General features: G+C 67.3%; 15 protein-coding genes, 2 pseudogenes and 1 riboswitch. Of the genes and pseudogenes, 15 read left to right on the top strand and 2 right to left on the bottom strand.

What is annotated here, in order from left to right:
• The first annotated feature begins 3 nt into the window (after positions 1 to 3).
• From ACXJKR_RS06945 to ACXJKR_RS06915, 7 genes and pseudogenes are all read left to right on the top strand, one after another.
• Complete coding sequence (locus ACXJKR_RS06945) at positions 4 to 156, top strand: hypothetical protein (RefSeq protein ID WP_457321857.1); 153 nt, start codon at positions 4 to 6, stop codon at positions 154 to 156.
• Positions 157 to 185: 29 nt separating this feature from the next.
• Complete coding sequence (locus tag ACXJKR_RS06940) at positions 186 to 1,820, top strand: DUF5597 domain-containing protein (RefSeq protein WP_457321856.1); 1,635 nt, start codon at positions 186 to 188, stop codon at positions 1,818 to 1,820.
• 14 nt (positions 1,821 to 1,834) lie between these two features.
• Positions 1,835 to 2,071 carry a hypothetical protein gene (locus ACXJKR_RS06935; protein WP_457321854.1) on the top strand — a complete coding sequence of 79 codons (237 nt, stop codon included), beginning with the start codon at positions 1,835 to 1,837 and terminating at the stop codon, positions 2,069 to 2,071.
• Positions 2,072 to 2,128: 57 nt separating this feature from the next.
• Positions 2,129 to 2,275: pseudogene (locus ACXJKR_RS06930) on the top strand (cellulase family glycosylhydrolase); the annotation flags it as partial.
• A 50-nt stretch (positions 2,276 to 2,325) separates the two neighbouring features.
• On the top strand, positions 2,326 to 5,190 hold the full coding sequence (galA, locus tag ACXJKR_RS06925; RefSeq protein ID WP_457321852.1) for a beta-galactosidase GalA: 2,865 nt from the start codon (positions 2,326 to 2,328) through the stop codon (positions 5,188 to 5,190).
• A 313-nt stretch (positions 5,191 to 5,503) separates the two neighbouring features.
• Entirely contained in the window at positions 5,504 to 7,003 is a 1,500-nt protein-coding gene (locus ACXJKR_RS06920) for a hypothetical protein (RefSeq protein ID WP_457321850.1), read from the top strand.
• A complete protein-coding gene (locus tag ACXJKR_RS06915) occupies positions 7,004 to 8,227 on the top strand; it encodes an MFS transporter (RefSeq protein WP_457321848.1) in 1,224 nt (407 codons plus the stop codon).
• Here the strand turns inward: ACXJKR_RS06915 and ACXJKR_RS06910 are convergent.
• The gene (locus tag ACXJKR_RS06910) at positions 8,217 to 9,218 is read right to left on the bottom strand and encodes an aldo/keto reductase (RefSeq protein WP_457321846.1); all 1,002 of its coding nucleotides are present in this window, start codon (positions 9,216 to 9,218) and stop codon (positions 8,217 to 8,219) included. The two genes, ACXJKR_RS06915 and ACXJKR_RS06910, sit on opposite strands and share 11 nt — an antisense overlap.
• Positions 9,219 to 9,374: 156 nt before the next feature.
• Between ACXJKR_RS06910 and ACXJKR_RS06905 the strand changes: the two genes are divergently transcribed.
• The 6 genes from ACXJKR_RS06905 (at position 9,375) to ACXJKR_RS06880 (ending at position 16,550) form a co-directional block, all read left to right on the top strand.
• A complete protein-coding gene (locus ACXJKR_RS06905) occupies positions 9,375 to 10,274 on the top strand; it encodes an AraC family transcriptional regulator N-terminal domain-containing protein (protein WP_457321844.1) in 900 nt (299 codons plus the stop codon).
• A gap of 10 nt (positions 10,275 to 10,284) precedes the next feature.
• Positions 10,285 to 10,366: riboswitch (S-adenosyl-L-homocysteine riboswitch) on the top strand.
• A gap of 76 nt (positions 10,367 to 10,442) precedes the next feature.
• The gene (ahcY, locus tag ACXJKR_RS06900) at positions 10,443 to 11,855 is read left to right on the top strand and encodes an adenosylhomocysteinase (protein WP_457321842.1); all 1,413 of its coding nucleotides are present in this window, start codon (positions 10,443 to 10,445) and stop codon (positions 11,853 to 11,855) included.
• A gap of 6 nt (positions 11,856 to 11,861) precedes the next feature.
• On the top strand, positions 11,862 to 12,608 hold the full coding sequence (locus tag ACXJKR_RS06895; RefSeq protein ID WP_056192440.1) for a TlyA family RNA methyltransferase: 747 nt from the start codon (positions 11,862 to 11,864) through the stop codon (positions 12,606 to 12,608).
• A complete protein-coding gene (gene metF, locus ACXJKR_RS06890; RefSeq protein ID WP_056192437.1) occupies positions 12,605 to 13,444 on the top strand; it encodes a methylenetetrahydrofolate reductase [NAD(P)H] in 840 nt (279 codons plus the stop codon). The genes ACXJKR_RS06895 and metF overlap by 4 nt, the downstream gene beginning before the upstream one ends.
• A 126-nt stretch (positions 13,445 to 13,570) precedes the next feature.
• A complete protein-coding gene (locus ACXJKR_RS06885) occupies positions 13,571 to 14,185 on the top strand; it encodes an OmpW/AlkL family protein (protein ID WP_056192435.1) in 615 nt (204 codons plus the stop codon).
• A 73-nt stretch (positions 14,186 to 14,258) separates the two neighbouring features.
• Positions 14,259 to 16,550, top strand: a complete 2,292-nt coding sequence (locus ACXJKR_RS06880; protein WP_457321839.1) for a TonB-dependent receptor plug domain-containing protein — start codon at positions 14,259 to 14,261, stop codon at positions 16,548 to 16,550.
• A gap of 59 nt (positions 16,551 to 16,609) precedes the next feature.
• Here ACXJKR_RS06880 and ACXJKR_RS06875 read toward each other — a convergent pair whose 3' ends face one another.
• Entirely contained in the window at positions 16,610 to 17,665 is a 1,056-nt protein-coding gene (locus tag ACXJKR_RS06875; protein ID WP_457321837.1) for an acyltransferase family protein, read from the bottom strand.
• A 100-nt stretch (positions 17,666 to 17,765) separates the two neighbouring features.
• On the opposite strand from ACXJKR_RS06875, the gene ACXJKR_RS06870 reads away from it, so the two are divergent.
• A complete protein-coding gene (locus tag ACXJKR_RS06870) occupies positions 17,766 to 18,230 on the top strand; it encodes a low molecular weight protein-tyrosine-phosphatase (RefSeq protein WP_457321835.1) in 465 nt (154 codons plus the stop codon).
• A gap of 173 nt (positions 18,231 to 18,403) precedes the next feature.
• Positions 18,404 to 19,024, top strand: a pseudogene (locus tag ACXJKR_RS06865) (hypothetical protein); the annotation flags it as partial.

Genomic DNA, 19,024 nt, shown 5'->3' with positions numbered 1-19,024 from the left:
GACCTGAGCAAGCGATCGGTCGATTTCAAGCAGGCCGTCTACCGCTGGTCCGACCTGTGGAGCAAGAAGACGGGCGACACCAGCGGCAAACTGGAAGCGCGGCTGGCGCCACACAGCGTGCTGATGCTGCGCCTGACCGGCCCTGCGAAACCGTAAGGCGCGCAGGGCCGCGCAAAGCGTCACCCATGAAGAAGGCCGCCTTGATCGCGGCGCTGCTCGCCGCAGTGCTGATCACGCCCGTCAGCGCCGCCGAAGCCCCGCGCCTCGTGCAGCGCGACGGCCAACATGCCCTGCTCGTCGACGGCAAACCCTTCCTGATGCTCGGCGCCCAGGCGCACAACTCCAGCAACTACCCCAAAGCCCTGGGCAAGGTCTGGGCCGCGGCCAACGATGCGCATGCCAACACCGTGCTGATGCCGGTGGCCTGGCAGCAGGTCGAGCCCCAGGAAGGCCAGTTCGACTTCAGCTTCCTCGACGTCCTGGTCAAGGAAGCGCGGCAGCAGGACAAGCGCCTCGTGCTGTTGTGGTTCGCGACCTGGAAGAACACCGGCGGCTCGTACACCCCCGACTGGGTCAAGCTCAATGGGAAGCGCTTCCCTTCCATGCTGGACCGCGACGGCAAGGCCAACTTCTGCTTCAGCCCCTTCGGCGAAGAGACGCTCAAGTCCGACAAGCGCGCCTTCGTGGCGCTCATGGCCCACCTGAAGAAGATCGACGCGACCGAGCGCACCGTGCTGATGGTTCAGGTCGAGAACGAGGCCGGCACCTACGGCCTCGTGCGCGACTTCGCGCCAGCCGCCCAGGCGGCCTTCGAGCAGCCGGTGCCCGCCGAAGTGGCGGCGCGTCAGAAGCCCAAGGCCGCCGCATCGGGCAACTGGCGCGAGGTCTATGGCGACTACGCCGACGAGTACTTCCACGCCTGGGCCATCGCCCGCTACATCGGCGAGATCGCCAAGGCCGGCCGCGCCGTCTACGACCTGCCGATGTACGTCAACGGCGCGCTGCGCGAGGCGCTGGAACAGCCGCCCAAGCCATGGCAGGGCAACTTCGCCAGCGGTGGACCGGTCTGGGACGTCATCGACATCTACAAGGCCGCCGCGCCCGCCATCGACATCGTCGCGCCCGACATCTATACGCCCAACTCCGAGGGGATCAAGGCCAACATGCGCCTGTACCAGCGGCCGGACAACGCGCTGTGGATTCCCGAGATCGGCAATGCCGAGGGCTATGCGCGCTGGATCTACGCGGCGCTGGGCCGCGGCACCCTGGGTGTGGCGCCCTTCGGCCTGGACTACTTCAACTACGCCAACTTCCCGCTGGGCTCCAAGCGCGCCGACAAGACCATGGTCGAGCCCTTCGCACGCGTCTTCGGCGCCTTCCGGCCCATCCAGCGCCAGTGGGCGCAGTGGGCCTTCGAGGGCCGCACGCGCGGCGCCGCTGAGGGCGACGACCGCAAGCCCCAGTCGCTGGAACTGCCGGGCGGCTGGGTCGCCAAGCTGACCTACCGCCAATGGCAGTTCTGGGACCTTGCATGGGACAGCAAGGACGAGCGGCCGGCCGGCACCGAACAGCCCGGCGGCGGCGTGGCCATTGCGCAGATCGGCGACGACGAGTTCCTCATCGTTGGCCAGCGCACCCGCGTGCGCATGGAAGGCGGGCCGCAAGCAAGCGGCTTCATGCTGCGTGTCGAGGAAGGCAGCTTTGACGACAAGGGCCGCTGGCAGATGGAGCGCGTCTGGAACGGCGACCAGGTCGACAGCGGCCTGAACCTGATGGCGGAGCCCATCATGCTCAAGGTCAAGATGGCGCGCGCGCGCTGAAGGGCAACAGCGTCATGGCCGAGCGCGTTTTGCCCTTTGGTGACGGCACCGCGATCCGAGTGACGACCCACCTCACACCCGCAGCCAAGGGCCAGTTGCTGACCGCAGTCGCCATGGACGCGCACAACACCTTAGAGCAGCCGCAGGTCATCACACCGGTGCCGTTCTCCGCCATGCCGGCCCGCAAGGCCCGGTGCTGGAACTGTCGCCCAAGTCCGTCGTCGTTGTCGGGATGTAGGTCCACGCACTGAGCCACATCCTTCAATAACGCTCGTGTCCGGAGGAGACAACCGGCCGAGCACCTTCATGCGGCCTGCCTCAAGACCGTGCGCATTCCCGCCAGCTGGAACCAGTACGCCGACGCCAACGGCAACATCAGCCCGACCTTCATGGCACGCGTCACCGAGGTGGTCGGTTATGCCCGCAACGCTGGCCTGCTGCATTGGCCGCGATAGGCAGCCGAAGCGAATCCGAGCAAACCATGACCCCAACGTCAAACATCAAGATGAGACCACTTCGCCCCTTCTCCTGGGTCTTCTGGGCCCTTGCACTGGCCCTTGCCGTCGGCAGCGCCACTGCCGCTGATGGCGCGCGCCAGCGCACCCGCATCGATGACGGCTGGCGTTTTGCGCTGGGCCATGCGCATGACCCGGCGCAGGACTTCAACCACGGCACGGGCTCCTTCTTCTTCGCCAAGGCCGGCTTTGGCGACGGCCCTGCGGGGGCCGACTTCGACGACCGCAGTTGGCGCCGCCTGGACTTGCCGCACGATTGGGCGGTGGAACTGCCCTTCGACGCGCGCGGCAGTTCGCTGCATGGCTCCAAGGCCATCGGCCGGAGCTTCCCCGAGAACAGCGTCGGCTGGTACCGCCGTGAGCTGGCTCTTCCCCAGTCGGCACGCGGCAAGCGCATCGCGCTGGAGTTCGACGGCGTCTTCCGTGACAGCGTGGTCTGGGTCAACGGCCACTACCTGCGCCGCGAGGCCAGCGGCTACTCAAGCTTCAACGTCGACATCACCGACTACCTGAACTTTGGCGGGCGCAACKTCGTCGCGGTGCGCGTGGACGCCACCACACAGGAAGGCTGGTGGTACGAAGGCGCCGGCATCTACCGCCATGTCTGGCTGACGCAGACCGAGCCGCTGCGCGTGGACCACTGGGGCAGCTCCGTGCGCGCCACGGTCACGGGCGGCCGCGCCGACGTGGCCGTCGACACGACGGTGCGTAACGACGGCAAGGCGCCCGCCTCCTTCAGCCTGGAGCACGAGCTGCGCGACCCCGCCGGGCGCGTCGTCGCACGCGCCAGCGTACCGGCAAGGCGCGTGGGCGTGGACACCAGCACCGACGTGGCCGCGACGCTGCGCGTGACGGCGCCGCAGCTGTGGTCTCTGGAAACGCCGCAGCGCTACACGCTGACGACCCATGTGAAGAGCGGCGGCCGCGTGGTCGACAGCTACGACACGCCCTTCGGCATCCGCACGATCCACTTCGATGCCAACGCCGGCTTCTTCCTCAACGGCCGCCACGTCAAGCTGCACGGCGTCAACAACCACCAGGACCACGCCGGCATCGGCATTGCCCTGCCCGACGCCATGCACGAGGCGCGGCTGAAGATGCTCAAGGGCATGGGCGTGAACGCCATCCGCTCGGCCCACCATCCGGCCACGCCCGAGCTGCTGGACGCCTGCGACCGCCTCGGCATCCTCGTCATCGACGAGCACCGCATGATGGGCACCGCGCCGCAGATCCGCGACGAGCTGGAGCGCATGGTGCGGCGCGACCGCAACCACCCGTCGGTCATCCTGTGGTCGGTGGGCAACGAGGAATGGGCCATCGAGAACTCCGAAATCGGCACTCGCCTCGCGCAGCAGATGCAGGCCATCGTGCGCCGCCTGGATCCGACCCGGCCCGCGACGCTGGCCGCCTCCAGCTCGGGTGCGGCCGAGGGCACATCGGTCGGCTCGCAGGTCATCGGCTTCAACTACAAGGGCCAGCACAACATCGATGCGATGCACAAGCGCTTCCCCGAGCGCGCATCAGTCGTCACCGAGGAAGGCCTGACCTACGCGACGCGCGGCATCTACGCCGACGACCCGGCCCGCGTGCAGATCGCTGCCTACGACAAGCGCTCAGGCGGCGACTCGACCTCGACCGTCGAAGAGGCCTGGCGCTTCAACGCCGAGCGCCCCTTCCTGGCCGGCGTGTTCTTCTGGACCGGCTTCGACTACCGCGGCGAGACCACGCCCTACGGCTGGCCCGCCGTCTCCTCGCAGTTCGGCATGATGGACACGACCGGCGCGCTGAAGGACAGCGGCCAGTACCTCAAGGCCGCCTGGACTGCCGAGCCCATGGTCCATGTATTGCCGCACTGGAACTGGCCCGGCCGTGAAGGCCAGCCCATCGACGTGCGCGTCTACGCCAACACCGATGAGGTCGAGCTGCTGCTGAACGGCGGTTCGCTGGGTCGCAAGTCGCTGGCGCGCTACGCCCACCTGCAATGGACCGTGCCCTATGCGCCGGGCAGCCTGGTGGCGCGCGGCTACCAGGGCGGCAAGCTCGTCGTCACCGAGACCGTGGCCACCACGGGCAACGGCAGCGCCGTGCGGCTGACGGCGGACCGTGCGCGCATCCGCGCCGATGGCGACGATGTGGCGGTGGTCAGGGTCAGCGTGGTCGACCGCGAAGGCCGCGTCGTGCCCACGGCCAGCCAGTGCATCAGCTTCGAGGTCTCCGGCCCGGCGCGGCTGATCGGCATGGGCAACGGCGACCCGGGCTCGCACGAGGCCGACAAGCCGGCCGAGTTCCATCGCTACGTGACGCTCGACCGCTGGCGCCTGCAGGGCGTGGCGCGGCAGGATGACGCGGCGGCATTGCTGGCCGGTGCCGACGCCGAGAAGGGTCGCGACCCGTTCGCCTGGCTGCCGCCCRAGAAGCAGCCGGCCGACAGCGCCTGGAACGTCGTGCACGCCAGCTTTGCCCGCCCGGCTGCGGGGGTTGGCCGCGCGGCGCTGTTCGTGGGCGACATCGCGCCGGGCCAGCAGGTCTATTTGAACGGCAAGGCCCAGACGCCGCGCCGCGAGGACGGCATGGGCGTGATCGACTTCGACCCTGCTCAGTTGAGCGATCTCAACACGCTGACCCTCGTCTTCGCCACGCCGGCCGGTGGCACGCGCAAGCTCTTCGACGACGCGCAGGGCGGCCGGCGCTGGGTCACGCTGCGCACCACCACGTCCACCGGGCCGTGGCAACGCAGCGTGTTCAACGGCCATGCACAGGTGATCCTGCAATCCACCGGCAGCCCCGGTCGCGCCACGCTGCGCGCCGTCAGCGAAGGCCTTGCCCCAGCTGCAACGGTGATCGAGATCTTCTGAACACCGGGAACAGATTCGTCACCGTCGCTACGCTCGGAACCAGGCCACTGGACGGCAACGTTATGCAGCTTGAAGATTTCACCGAAGGCTAGGAGCCCATACATGTCGGGCTGGAGGGCGCCGCGCTTGTGATTGGCGGCATCGATCCCTGGCTGCATGCGAACGCTTGGCGCAGGGCTTGGCGAGAGCACATCGTTGTACCGCATCCGACTTATCGACAGCAACGCCATCGTGCCCGGATCTACGAGATCGCGGCGCTTGGGTCGATCACCCCTAGGATCGCCCGGTCACGATTGCCGCCCGAGTTGCCGCCATGCGCCGTCTTGCCCCACTGCTTCTCGCCCTGACCCTGTGCCCGCTGGCCCATGCCGACGAGGCCGGTGCAGCCCGCGCGCTTGAGCAAGCCCGCAGCAACCCCTGGCTGCTGCGGCAATTCATGGCCGCCTTCCCCAAGGGCGGCGACCTGCACAACCACCTGGACGGCAGCATCTACGCCGAGAACATCATTGGCTGGGCCAGCGCCGACGGCAAATGCGTGGACCCGGCCAGTGGCCAGATCAGTTTCCCGCCCTGCGACACGGCGCGGCCCCTGATGAAGGACTACGCGGCCGACAGCGCCCGCTACAGCCAGCTCGTCGACGCCTACTCGGTACGCAACTTCGAGCGCGGCAGCAAGTCGGGCCATGACCAGACCTTCGTCACCTTCGGCCGCTTCATCCCCGGCACGCTCGGCCGCGAGGGCGACATGCTGCGTGAGGCGACCAACCGCCGCGGCGCGGAGAACACGGTCTACCTGGAGCTGTTGCAGTCCTGGGGCATGGACAAGGCGCGCGCCATCGCGGCGGCCGAGGCCGGTGCCTTTCGCGCCGACCGGCCCACCAGCGACTGGGCCCATCACCCGGCCCTGCAGCGCATCGTCGCCGACACGCGCGCCGAGCTGGACCGCATCGAGAAGCGCTGGCGCGAGCTGTCGCACTGCAACCAGGCCAATGCCGAGCCGGGCTGCGGCGTGGCGCTGCGCTATCTGGCCCAGGTCATCCGCACCTTCCCGCCCGAGCAGGTCAATGCGCAGATCGCGCTGGCCTTCCTGCTTGTGAAGGCCGACCCGCGCTACGTCGGGCTCAATCTCGTCGCGCCCGAGGACGACCCCGGCACGCTGCGCCACTACAAGGAGCAGATGAGCGTCATCGGGCGCTTAAGCAAGCTCTACCCCGAGGTGAAGGTCACGCTGCATGCGGGCGAGTTCGGATTCGGCCTCGTACCGCCCGAGGATTTCAAGGACCACATCCGCCAGGCGCTGGACGTCGCCGGTGCGCGCCGCATCGGTCACGGCGAGGCGATCGGCCTGGAGACCGGCGCCTTCGACACGCTGCGCGAGATGGCCAAGCGGGGCGTGATGGTTGAGATCAACCTGACCAGCAATGCCATCGTGCACGACCTCAAGGGCGATCAGCACCCCTTCCTGCTGTACCGCCAGTTCGGCGTGCCCACGGCCTTGTCGGCCGACGATGAAGGCGTGTTCCGCATCGACCTGACGAACGAATACCAGCGCGCCGCGGCCACCTATCCGAAGCTGAGCTACCGTGACTTCAAGCAGCTGTCGCGCAATGCCCTCCACTACGGCTTCGTCGAAGGTCAGGCTTTGCTGGCCGACACCGGCAGCGGCCGCTTCGTTGCAAGCTGCACAGGCGAACGCACCGGAGCTGAGCCCAAGACGGCGCGCTGCCGCGACTTCCTTTCCACCCACACCAAGGCCCGCCTGCAATGGGACCTCGAAGCACGCTTTGCCCGCTTCGAAAGCCAAGTTCACTGAATGCTTCTTGATATCGGGCCGCTGCGCCGCAACACCGCCTTTCGCCGCCTCTTCGCCAGTCAGTTCATCTCGGGCCTGGGCACCATGGTCAGCTATGTGGCCGTGCCCTGGCAGCTCTATGAGCTGACGCACTCCAACGCCCAGGTCGGCCTGCTCGGCCTGGTGCAGCTGATCCCCGTGGTTGTGTGCGGCCTGCTGGGCGGCGCGGTGGCGGACCGGGTCGACCGCAAGCGGCTGCTGATCGGCTCCGAGGCCTTGATGGCGTTGTGCCTGGCCGGCCTGCTGATGAATGCGCTGAGCGCCACGCCGAGCGTGCTGGCCATCTACGCACTGGTGGCGGTACTGCAGGGCGCGAGCGGCTTCCATCGGCCGGCGCTGGAGGCGCTGACGCAGAAACTCGCGCGGCCCGAGGAATTTGCTGCCGTCGCGGCGCTGTCGTCGGTGCGCGGCACGGTGGGCATGGTGGCCGGGCCGGCGCTGGCCGGGCTGTTGCTGGCGAAATGGGGCGCGGTCGGCGCCTACATCTTCGACTTCGCGACCTTCATCGCGGCGCTGTTCTTCATCGCCCGCATACCGCGCGAAACCATCGGCACGGTCGACGCCCCCGGCGAACGGCCGCATCTGCTGGCCGATCTTGCCGAGGGCCTGCGCTTCGCCTGGGCGCGGCCCGAGCTGATGGGCACCTACATCGTCGACATCGTCGCGATGGCCTTCGCCTTCCCGGTGGCGCTGTTCCCGGCCATGGCGGCGGCGGACGGGCGTACCGAATCGGTGGGTTGGCTGCTGTCGGCGATGTCGGTCGGCGCGCTGGTCATTGGCCTGTTCAGCGGCTGGACCGGCAAGGTCACGCGCCATGGCCGCGCCGTCGTCATCGCGGCGGCCGTGTGGGCGCTGGGCATCGTGGCGCTGGGCTTTGCACCCAGCTTGATGCTGGGCCTGGCCTGCCTGGCGGTGGCGGGTGCCGCCGACATGGTCAGCGGCGTGTTCCGCGGCACCATCTGGAACGAGACCATCCCGAACACGCTGCGCGGGCGGCTCGCGGGCATCGAGATGATCAGCTACCTGACCGGCCCGCTGGTCGGCAACGCGCGGGCAGGCTTCATGGCCGACGCCTGGGGCGTGGCGCCGGCGATCTGGATCGGCGGCGTGATCTGCCTGGCCGGTGTCATCGCCACCGGCTTCCTGTTGCCGCGCTTCTGGGCCTATCGCAGCATCACACGTTGACCGCGCTCATCTGCGCCGCCGGGTAGCGCGTGCCGGCCACCATGTGCGCGGCCAGCAGCGCCTCGATGCGCTCGCGCCGGCCGGCATCGAAGTGGATGTGGGACGCCAGCGCGTTCTCATCGAGCCGCTTGATGCTGCGCGTGCCGGGAATGGGCACGATGTCCTCGCCCCGGTGCAGCAGCCAGGCCAGCGCGAGCTGGGCCGGCGTGTAGCTCCACTCCTCGGCCAACGCCGACAGCGCATCGGCCAGCGCGAGGTTGTGGTCCAGGTTGCCGCCCTGGAAGCGCGGATGGATGCGGCGGCGATCGTCGGGTGCCAGTTGCTCGGCCGAACGGATGGCGCCGGTCAGGAAGCCGCGGCCCAGCGGGCTGTAGGGCACCAGCGTGATGCCCAACTCACGGCAGGTGGGCAGGATCTCGGCTTCGACGTCGCGGCTCCACAGCGAGTATTCGGTCTGCACAGCGGCTATTCGGTGCACCGCATGTGCGCGGCGGATGGTCGCGGCCGAGGCCTCCGAAAGGCCCAGGTGCCCGACCTTGCCGGCCTTGACCAGCTCAGCCATCGCGCCGACGGTTTCTTCGATGGGCACGTTCTTGTCGACGCGGTGCTGGTAGTAGAGGTCGATGTGATCCACACCCAGGCGCTTGAGACTCGCATCGCAGGCCTCGCGCACATAGGCCGGGCTGCCGTCGATGCGCACCGCCGCGCCATCCGGCGCACGCACATGGCCGAACTTTGTCGCGACGATCACCTCGTAGCGACGCGTGGCCAGCAACTGCGACAGCAGGCGCTCGTTGGCGCCGGTGCCATACATGTCGGCCGTGTCGAGGAAGTTGATGCCGATGTCCAGCGCGTGGTGCAGCACGGCCAGCGACTGGGCATCATCGGCCGGGCCGTAGAACTCGGACATGCCCATGCAGCCCAGGCCCAGGGCAGACACCGCGGGGCCGTGAGCGCCGAGGCGGCGGCGGGRAAGGGTCGAATGCGTCATGGTGGAACTCCTTGAAGGGATCATCAATGGGATGGGGACAGCTTAGGAAACCGGGCGCCGGTCGCCCAGCACAAAGCTCGGACATGCTTGCCCGATCCTCCAGCGCATGCCCCTGCACGACGCCAGCTTTGGGCAAGTGTTTGCACAATCGCTCACATGCCTCAAGACGATGACCTGCACGCCCTGCGCGAGCGCACCATCGCGCAGGCCCTGGCCCGCGCGCCCGCAGATGGCCTGCACACGACCGCCCTGCCCTGGCTGCGGCTGATCCGCGCCAGCGCGCCGGCCCAGCCGGTGCCGGCGGTTTACGAGCCCGGCCTGGTGCTGGTGCTGCAGGGGCGAAAGCGCGCGCAGCTCGGCGAGCGCGTGGTGCACTACGACGCGATGCAGTGCCTCGTCGTACCCATGACCATGCTGCCGCGCGGCCAAGTGCTGGAGGCCAGCCCGGCCAAGCCCTATGTCTGTATGCGCCTGAGCTGCGAGACGCAGGCGCTGACCGAGCTGCTGCTGGACGGCGATGCACCGCCTGAAGGCAACGACGCCGGCCTGCATGTCGCGCCCGTCACCGCGCCGCTGCTGGACGCTGCCCTGCGTCTGCTGCAGCTGCTGGACAGCCCGCAGGATCTGAAGACGCTGGCACCGTTGGTGCAGCGCGAGATCCTCTACCGCGTGCTGACCGGCCCGCTGGGCCCGCGGCTGCGTTCGCTGGCGCATACCGACGGCGTCACCCGCCGCGTGGGCCGCGTCATCGAGCAGCTGTCGCGCCGCTATGCCGAACCTCTGTCCATCGACGAACTGGCCGAGTTGGCCCACATGAGCCCGTCGACGCTGCATCTGCGCTTCAAGCAGCTGACCGCCTTGTCGCCTCTGCAATTCCAGAAAAACCTGCGCCTGCAGCAGGCGCGCCGGTTGATGCTGGGCGATGGCCTGGATGCCGCCAGCGCCGCGCACCGGGTTGGTTACGAGAGCCCTTCGCAGTTCAGCCGTGAATATCGTCGCCTTTTTGGCGCGCCGCCACGCGAGGACATCTCGCTGCTGCGCAGCGCTGCCGGCTAGAATGCCGCCTCCTTCCGAGGAGCGTTGCAACCTCAGCACCTATTGAGGCCAGGCTCGGAAGTTCTGACCCCCTGCAACTGCGCTCACCCGCTGGCAATCCGTGCCTGGGTGAGGTTTGATCCCCCCGTACGACCCGCCAGCGGCTTCATTCGCTTGAAGGAGCCCTGCATGAGCACCACGAATCACATCGTCAAGGACCTGTCGCTGGCCGACTGGGGCCGCAAGGAAATCAAGATCGCCGAGCATGAGATGCCGGCGTTGATGGCCATCCGCAAGGAATACGCCGCCACACAGCCGCTCAAGGGCGCGCGCGTCACCGGTTCGCTGCACATGACCATCCAGACGGCCGTGCTCGTCGAGACGCTGCAAGCCCTGGGCGCCGAAGTGCGCTGGGCCTCGTGCAACATTTTCTCCACGCAAGACCACGCCGCCGCGGCCCTCGCCGCCGTCGGCACGCCCGTGTTCGCCTACAAGGGCGAGACGCTGGAAGACTACTGGGACTACACCCACCGCATCTTCGAATTTGCCGGCAAGGGTGAAGCGGGCGAAGGCCCCAACATGATCCTGGACGACGGCGGCGACGCGACGCTGCTGATGCACCTGGGCCAGAAGGCCGAGAAGGACTTGTCCGTGCTGGCCAACCCCGGCAGCGAGGAAGAGCGCATCCTGTTCGCGGCCATCAAGAAGAAGGTCGCCGAAGACGGCAGCTGGTACACCCGCAAGAGCRCTGAGATCATCGGCGTGACCGAAGAGACGACCACGGGCGTGCACCGCCTGAAGGAAATGTCGGCCAAGGGCACGCTGCTGTTCCGCGCCATCAACGTCAACGACTCGGTCACCAAGAGCAAGTTCGACAACCTCTACGGCTGCCGTGAATCGCTGGTGGACGGCATCAAGCGCGCTACCGACGTGATGGTCGCCGGCAAGATCGCCGTCGTGGCCGGCTATGGCGACGTGGGCAAGGGCTCGGCCCAGGCGCTGCGTGCGCTGTCGGCGCAAGTGTGGGTCACCGAGATCGACCCCATCTGCGCACTGCAGGCCGCGATGGAAGGCTATCGCGTCGTGACGATGGAGTACGCCCAAAGCAAGGCCGACATCTTCGTGACGACGACCGGCAACAAGAACGTCATCCGCCACGAGCACATGCTGGCGATGAAGAACAACGCCATCGTCTGCAACATCGGCCACTTCGACAACGAGATCGAGGTCGCGGCGCTGGAGCAGTACGAGTGGGAAGAGATCAAGCCCCAGGTCGACCATGTGATCTTCCCGGACGGCAAGCGGATCATTCTCTTGGCCAAGGGCCGCCTGGTGAACCTGGGCTGCGGCACGGGCCACCCGAGCTATGTGATGAGCAGCTCGTTCGCGAACCAGACCATCGCCCAAATCGAGCTCTACGCGCACAAGGACAACTACGCCATCGGCCAGGTCTATGTGCTGCCCAAGCACCTGGACGAGAAGGTCGCGCGCCTGCAGCTGACCACGCTGAATGCGCAGCTGACCGAGCTGACGGAAGAGCAGGCCGCCTACATCGGCGTCAACAAGGCCGGCCCGTACAAGCCCGACACTTATCGGTACTGATCGTCGATGCGCGCTGACCAGCTCCTCGTCGCCCAAGGCCTGGCACCGACCCGCTCGGTGGCCCAGCGCTTGATCTCGAACGCCGCCGCCGAATGGGCCTCGCCCACCGGCTGGGCGATGTTGAAGAAGGCCGGCGAGGACCTGCCCGAGACGGCGCAGCTGCGCGTCACCGACGACGCGGAGCTGCGCTATGTGTCGCGCGGCGGGCTCAAGCTGGAAGGGGCGCTCACCCGCGTCGGCTTCGACGTCACGACGCACACTGTGCTGGACGTCGGCCAGAGCACAGGCGGCTTCACAGACTGCCTGCTGGCTCACGGCGCCCGCCATGTCGTTGGCGTGGACGTAGGCCATGGCCAGCTGCATGCCAAGCTGCTGGCCGACCCGCGCGTCACGGCGCTGGAAGGCGTGCATGTGCGCGAGCTGGACGTGTTGCGCCAGCACGCGCCGACGGGCGGCTTCACGCTGATCGTCGGCGACCTGAGTTTCATTTCCATGGTGGGCAGCCTCCCGGAGTTGCTGCCTTGGCTGGAGGTGCACGGCCATCTGCTCGTGCTCATCAAGCCGCAGTTCGAACTGGGGCCACAAGCCCTGGGCAAGGGCGGTCTCGTCAAGGACGAGGCCGACTACCCGCGACTGGAAGCCCGCGTGCGCCTGGCCTGCACGGCCCTCGGCCTCAAGGTGCTGGACTACTTCGACAGCCCCATCACCGGCGGTGATGGCAACCGCGAATTCTTCTTGTGGGCCTCCCGATGAGCACCCTTGTCAGTTTCGAATTTTTCCCCCCGAACACGCCGGTCGGCGTCGAAAAGCTCAAGACCGTCGTGCAGGAGCTGGGCGCGATGTCGCCMCAGTACTTCAGCGTCACCTACGGCGCCGGCGGCTCCACGCGCGACAAGACCCTGGGCGCCGTGATGGACATCGCCGCGGCCGGCTTCAATGCCGCACCGCATCTCTCCTGCGTGGGCTCCACGCGCGAGAACATCGCCGAGATCCTGGCCACCTACCGCGCCCAGGACATCCACCGCGTCGTCGCCCTGCGCGGTGACCTGCCCAGCGGCACCGCCACGGCGGGCGAGTTCCGCTATGCGTCCGAACTGGTCAGCTTCATCCGCGAGACYCAGGGCAAGGATTGGCATATCGAGGTCGCGGCCTACCCCGAGGTGCACCCGCAGCAGCGCTATGCAGCGCGCGACCTGCAGCACTTCGTCGACAAGATGAAGGCCGGCGCCGATGGCTCGATCACGCAGTTCTTCTTCAACGCCGACGCCTACTTCCACTTCGTCGACGAGGCGCGYCGCCTGGGCGTCACCCAGCCCATCGTGCCGGGCATCATGCCCTTCCACAACTACGGCCGCATCGCCCAGTTCGCGCAGCGCGACGGCATCGACATCCCGCGCTGGGTGCAGATGAAGATGGAAGGTTTCATGGACGACGCCGCCAGCATCCGCGCCTTCGGCCTGGACGTCATCACGCGGTTGTGCGAACGCCTCATMGACGGCGGCGCGCCGGGCATCCACTTCTACACGCTCAACCAGAGCGCGCTGACTCTGGAGTTGTGCAAACGCCTCGGCCTTGGCAACAAGGTTTGATCCAGCGCAAAACCCCACATCGAGTGTGGCGCTGCGAGGCGCCACCTTGTGTTGCCTCAAACCGCCGTGAGCCGCCGGCGCGTGCAATGCCTCCATCGGGACACGTCCCATTCACTGGAGCCATTGATGAAGTTCTCTTCCGCCCTGCGCCTGGCCGCCGTTGCCGCCGCCGCCCTTGCCCTGCAGCCCGCCTTCGCCGATGAAGGCCCGCTGCTGGTACGCGTGCGGGCGCTGCACCTGGATTCCGCCAACAAGGACAGCACGGGCCTGGGCCTGTCGATCAACAACAAGACCTTCCCAGAAGTTGATTTCAGCTACTTCATCGCGCCCAACATCGCGGCCGAGCTGATCCTGACCTATCCGCAGAAGCAGACGATCTACTCCAACGGCAGCGAGATCGGCTCGCTCAAGCACCTGCCGCCGACGCTGACGCTGCAGTACCACTTCAACCCGACCGGCACCGTGCGTCCCTACGTCGGTGCGGGCGTGAACTACACCAATTTCTCCAGCGTCGAGTTCGCGCCTGCCGTGCAGACCGCTCTTCATCCCAGCATCAAGCACAACAGCTGGGGCGCTGCCTGGCAGATCGGCGCAGACGTCGAGATCAGCAAGGGCACCTATCTGAACTTCGACGTGAAGAAGGTCGACCTGCAGACGACGGTCTATGCCAACGGCGCGTCGGCCGGCAAGTTCAAGGTCAACCCGACACTTGCCAGCGTCGGCCTGGGTTGGCGGTTCTGACGGCCGCTTGCGCTCATGTAAATGAGCGCTTTACGTAAGCGAAAGTCACTTCGCTCCGCAAGAATGCGCGGCCATGAGCCGCCTTCTTGTTGCGCTGGCAATGCTGTGTGCCAACGCCCTGTGCGCGGCCCAGACAACGCCCCAAAAAACGCCCCCGCCCGCCGCGCCGGCCTCCGCCGCCAGCGGCGCCGCCAACCGCCTGGATCGCGTCGAGGTCAACGGCGGGCCGACGGCCAACAGCCGCCGCCGCAACAGCACGGCCAGCAAGATCGTCATCGAGCGCGAAGACCTGGACCGCTACGGCGACACGGTGCTGGGCGACGTGCTGCGCCGCCTGCCCGGCGTCACCATCGGCGGCCGGCCCGGGCGTGGCGGCGACATCCGCATGCGCGGCCTGGGCAGCGGCTTCACGCAGATCCTCGTCGACGGCGAACGCGCGCCGGCGGGCTTTGCGGTGGAGGACCTGCCGCCGGACCAGGTCGAACGCATCGAGATCTACCGCGCGCCCACCGCCGAGACTGGAGCGCGCGCCATTGCCGGCACCATCAACATCATCCTGCGCGAGCCCCTGCTCAAGGCCACGAACGAGCTGCGCCTGAGCCTCGGCCAGGACCGCGGCGAGCCGCAGGCCGACGCCAACTGGACGCGCAACCTGAAGTGGGGCGGGCCGAATGGCGACGAGTTCGTCGGCGCGGTGTCGACCAACGCCGGCCTGCACCGGCGCTTCAACAACATCGACTCGCACAACCGCGTCGTCGACACCGACACCGGCGAGGTGCTCAACGAGACCGTGCAGCAAGGCACGAGCGTGGGCAACAGCGCCAACTTCAACGGCAACGCACGCCTGCGCTGGAAATACAGCGACACGCTGAGCTTCAACCTCGCGCCCTTCTTCGCGCTGTCGCAGAGCGAAGGGTCGAGCCAGAACAACGCCGTCGGCTTCACGCGCTTTCGCGACGTGCAAGGCGAGAACGACGGCCGCGTGCACAACCTGAGGCTCAACCTGTCGGCCAACTATCGGCCCGCCGTCGGTGAGAGCTGGGACCTGCGCCTGGGCCGTGGCGGCTTCAAGTCCACCAGCAACAGCCAGCGCCGCGAGACGCTGAAGGACATCGGCATCGACCTGGAGCGCATCCAGGACGACCACAACGTCACCGACGAAGACCAGACCAGCCTGGGCGCCAAGTGGAGCCTCAAGACCGCCAAGGAGCACCAGTGGGTGACCGGCGCCGAGAGCGAGCAGAGCCACCGGGTGCAGGTGCGCCGCACGCTGATCGACGGCGTGGAGTCGCCCGCGCTGCAGAAGTTCGGCGACACGCTGGGCTCGCGCAACCAGCGTTTTGCCGCCTACACGCAGGACGAGTGGAGCCCGAGCAAGATCTGGTCGGTCTATGCCGGCATCCGCTACGAACGCATCGAGACCCGCGCCGATGCCAGCGGCTTGCTGCCCGACACGCGCAACGTCTCCCAGGTCACGTCACCGCTCTTTCACCTGCTGTGGAAGCCCGAGGCCTTCCCCAAGGACCAGGTGCGGCTGAGCCTGACGCGCAGCTACCGCTCGCCCAACCTCAACGACCTGATCGCCCGGCCGACCATCAACACCACCTACCCCACCGGCCCCAACCTGCCCACCTACGCCGACCGCGCCGGCAACCCCGACCTCAAGCCCGAGCTGGCCACCGGCGTGGACCTGAGCCTGGAGCACTGGCTGCCCACCGGCGGCATCGTGTCGGGCAGCGCTTTCGTGCGCGACATCAAGAGCCTGATCCGAAGCAACCTGCAGCTGGAGACCGTGCCCTGGGACGAGTCGCAGCGCTGGGTCAGCCGGCCGCGCAACATGGAAGGCGCGCGCACCATGGGCTTCGAGTTCGAGGTCAAGGCGCGCCTGGACGAGCTGTGGGAGGAAGCGCCGCCCGAATGGCAGTTGCTGCTGCTGCGCTTCAACATCGCCGTCTTCGACAGCAAGGTCAAGGGCATCCCGGGCTCCAATGCCCGCCTGGACCAGCAGCCGCGCGGCAGCCTGAACTTCGGCCTCGACCACCGCTGGAAGGCCCTGGGCCAGAACTTCGGCAGCGGCTTCAACTTCAACTACGTGCCGGCCAGCAGCGTGCAGCAGACCCTCAACCTGAAGCGTGAGGAGACCGCCCGCCGCCAGTTCGATGCCTACCTGTCCTGGGCCAGCGGCTCGGTGCGCGACGGCATCAACTGGCGCCTGTCCCTGGCCAACCTGCTGCCGCGCGATGCACAGGTCACGTCGGAGGCCGTCTACATCGACACCATCACCAGCCACAACATCGTCACCGACAGCTGGTCACGCAACCGCACCTTCCGGGTGATCTCGCTGCGGGCGGACATGCGGTTTTGAGCATCGCTGCCGGTATCGCCTGGTAGCGGGTTAGGCGAGCGCAGGCGCTCGCCTAAGTATTACGCCGCCATATCCTGGCCGGGGTGCGCAAGCGAAGGTGCTTCGGCCTCCTGCCTCTGCCTGGTGCGAGGCTTGAGTCGAAGGGCCGGACGTTCGATGAACGTCCAGGACAACCAAGCCAGGACCAACACCATGCATGTCGTCAGCAGCAGCGACATGAGGAAAGGAACTTTGGGCTCCAGCCAGATGTACACCAGCTGCTGGGTCGGCCAACCCCACAGATAGACGCCGTAGGACAAATCGCCAAATCGGCCGGCACTGCGCAGCACGGGCCATGAGCGGCTGCCTACGCAGACCGCCACGGGCGGAATGGCCAGCCAGGTCGCCAGATGCTGATGGCCCAGCAGCGCGGCCACCAGTGCACCCGCCAGGAGGACGGCAAGCCGCCGCGCGGTAAGAGGGAAGTAGTGAAGGGCTGCACCAAAGCAGAAGAACAGCATCAACTGCGTCAGGCGCAACTCCTCGGCCACGAGCGCGCGCGCCACCAGGGCATCGTCGAGGTGCGCGGCCAGATAGCAGGTCAGCCCCAACAGCAGCCCGCCCGCCACCGCAAAGCGCATCCGCTTCTGCAGAAGGAATGCGCCCACCGCGAAGATCAGATAGCAACGAACCTCATAGGGGATGGTCCAGAGGGGGCCGTTGAGCTTCCCATCGCCCGGCCGGGCGATGAAGTGAATGTCGTCCCAATAGCTCAGCGGAACAAGGTTGCCGCTGTAGGCCAGGAGCCCTTGCCAGTAGGCGGTACTGTGGCGAGTGGCGGCGTACCAGGCAAGGCCGATGCATAGCACCAATATGCAGGCCGCGAAGCCGGGCATGATGCGCAGCGCACGCCGCGCCAGGAACCGAGCAACGTGGGGGTCGCGCTCCCAGCTTTGCGCGACCAGGTAGCCGCTGATGCTGAAGAACAGCATCACGCCGAAATGGCCCAACGTGATCATGGACGTGGATCGAATGCCGGGCTCGATACCGCCCATGAGCGGGAAGTGATGTGTCAACAGCACCAGGAATGCGCCGACGATACGCAGCCCGTCGAAGTTGTTTGCGCGATTGCTCATGGCCTCCCCGGCGCTATGTCGTTCTGCCGCCAATGTAGCAACCGGCTCAAGCCAAAGATCACCCACCACCGGCTGCCACAACCCGGTCGAGAATGTACTGATGACCCGCCGCATCCTGTTCTTTTGCATGGGCAATATCTGCCGCAGCCCGACGGCCGAGGGCGTCATGCGCGCCAAGCTGGCGGCTGCCGGCCTCGATGTTGAGGTGGACTCGGCCGGCACGCACGGCTATCACATCGGCGCGCCGCCGGATGAGCGCAGCCAGGAGCACGCGCTGAAGCGTGGCTATGACCTGAGTCGCTTGCGCGCCCGCAAGCTGGTGGCCGAGGACTTCGTCCGCTTCGACGTTGTGCTGGCAATGGATGCCGACAACCTCACCCATGCGGAACGGCTGTGCCCGCCCAGCCAACGGCATCGACTGAAGCTGCTGATGGACTACGCGCCTCACGCAGGCAACCCGCAAGTGCCTGACCCCTACTACGGCGGCGCTGCCGGCTTCGATGAGGTGCTGGACTTGGTCGAAGCAGCTTGTGATGGATTGGTTGAGAGCCTTCGCAAGCGATGATCGTTTCGCCTCGCGTCCATGCAGTCCGGGCTGGATCGGCGTTCCGCTCTTGAGAGCGTGCCGCGCCACATCCAATCAGCAGCGGTGACATCGAGTTTCTTGGGGTAAACCGTATTTGTTCGTCGAGCGAACAAATTACGATGTCGAGCGCTGTCATAAGAAGTGCTGGAGACATGAACCCCATCAAGCCCCTGCTGGGCGCCCTGCTGCTCGCCGCCGCAACTGCCCAGGCCGCGCCACCTGCCGACGTGTCCTACAACTGGCGCCCGGTCGCCATCGGTGGCGGCGGCTTTGTGGATGGCATCGTCTTCCAGCCCGCCGTGCCGGGCCTAGCCTATGCCCGCACCGACATGGGCGGCGCCTACCGCCGCGACACCGCCACCGGTCCCTGGCAGCCGCTGTTGGACTGGTTGCCGCTGAGCGAAGTCAACCTGATGGGCGTGGAGAGCCTGGCCGTCGACCCCAACGACTCCGACGCCCTGTATCTGGCTTGCGGCACCTACACCAACCCCGCCGTGCCCAATGGCGCCGTGCTGCGCTCACACGATCGCGGCCGCACCTTCCAGCGCACCGACTTGCCCTTCAAGCTCGGCGGCAATGAGGGCGGCCGCGGCAATGGCGAGCGGCTGGCCGTGGACCCCAATGACGGCCGCGTGCTCTACCTCGCCAGCCGCTTTGCCGGCCTGTGGCGCAGCGCGGATGCAGCCAAGAGCTTCCAGCGCGTGGACGCTTTCCCCGACTCGGCCTGGCGCCGCGACGCGGCCGACGGCCCGCCACCCAGCTGGGGCGGCAGC

Source organism: Roseateles sp. P5_E11, assembly GCF_054049355.1.
Note: the sequence above shows the minus strand (reverse complement) of the source record. Positions and strands in the feature narration are given on the sequence as shown.

What these genes read in the sequence shown, in the direction of transcription:
- ACXJKR_RS06940 (WP_457321856.1), top strand. Translation starts at nt 186, where the DNA reads ATGAAGAAGGCCGCCTTGATCGCGGCGCTGCTCGCCGCAGTGCTGATC.
- ACXJKR_RS06935 (WP_457321854.1), top strand. Translation starts at nt 1,835, where the DNA reads ATGGCCGAGCGCGTTTTGCCCTTTGGTGACGGCACCGCGATCCGAGTG.
- ACXJKR_RS06920 (WP_457321850.1), top strand. Translation starts at nt 5,504, where the DNA reads ATGCGCCGTCTTGCCCCACTGCTTCTCGCCCTGACCCTGTGCCCGCTG.
- ACXJKR_RS06915 (WP_457321848.1), top strand. Translation starts at nt 7,004, where the DNA reads ATGCTTCTTGATATCGGGCCGCTGCGCCGCAACACCGCCTTTCGCCGC.
- ACXJKR_RS06905 (WP_457321844.1), top strand. Translation starts at nt 9,375, where the DNA reads ATGCCTCAAGACGATGACCTGCACGCCCTGCGCGAGCGCACCATCGCG.
- ACXJKR_RS06895 (WP_056192440.1), top strand. Translation starts at nt 11,862, where the DNA reads ATGCGCGCTGACCAGCTCCTCGTCGCCCAAGGCCTGGCACCGACCCGC.
- ACXJKR_RS06885 (WP_056192435.1), top strand. Translation starts at nt 13,571, where the DNA reads ATGAAGTTCTCTTCCGCCCTGCGCCTGGCCGCCGTTGCCGCCGCCGCC.
- ACXJKR_RS06880 (WP_457321839.1), top strand. Translation starts at nt 14,259, where the DNA reads ATGAGCCGCCTTCTTGTTGCGCTGGCAATGCTGTGTGCCAACGCCCTG.
- ACXJKR_RS06875 (WP_457321837.1), bottom strand. Translation starts at nt 17,665, where the DNA reads ATGAGCAATCGCGCAAACAACTTCGACGGGCTGCGTATCGTCGGCGCA.
- ACXJKR_RS06870 (WP_457321835.1), top strand. Translation starts at nt 17,766, where the DNA reads ATGACCCGCCGCATCCTGTTCTTTTGCATGGGCAATATCTGCCGCAGC.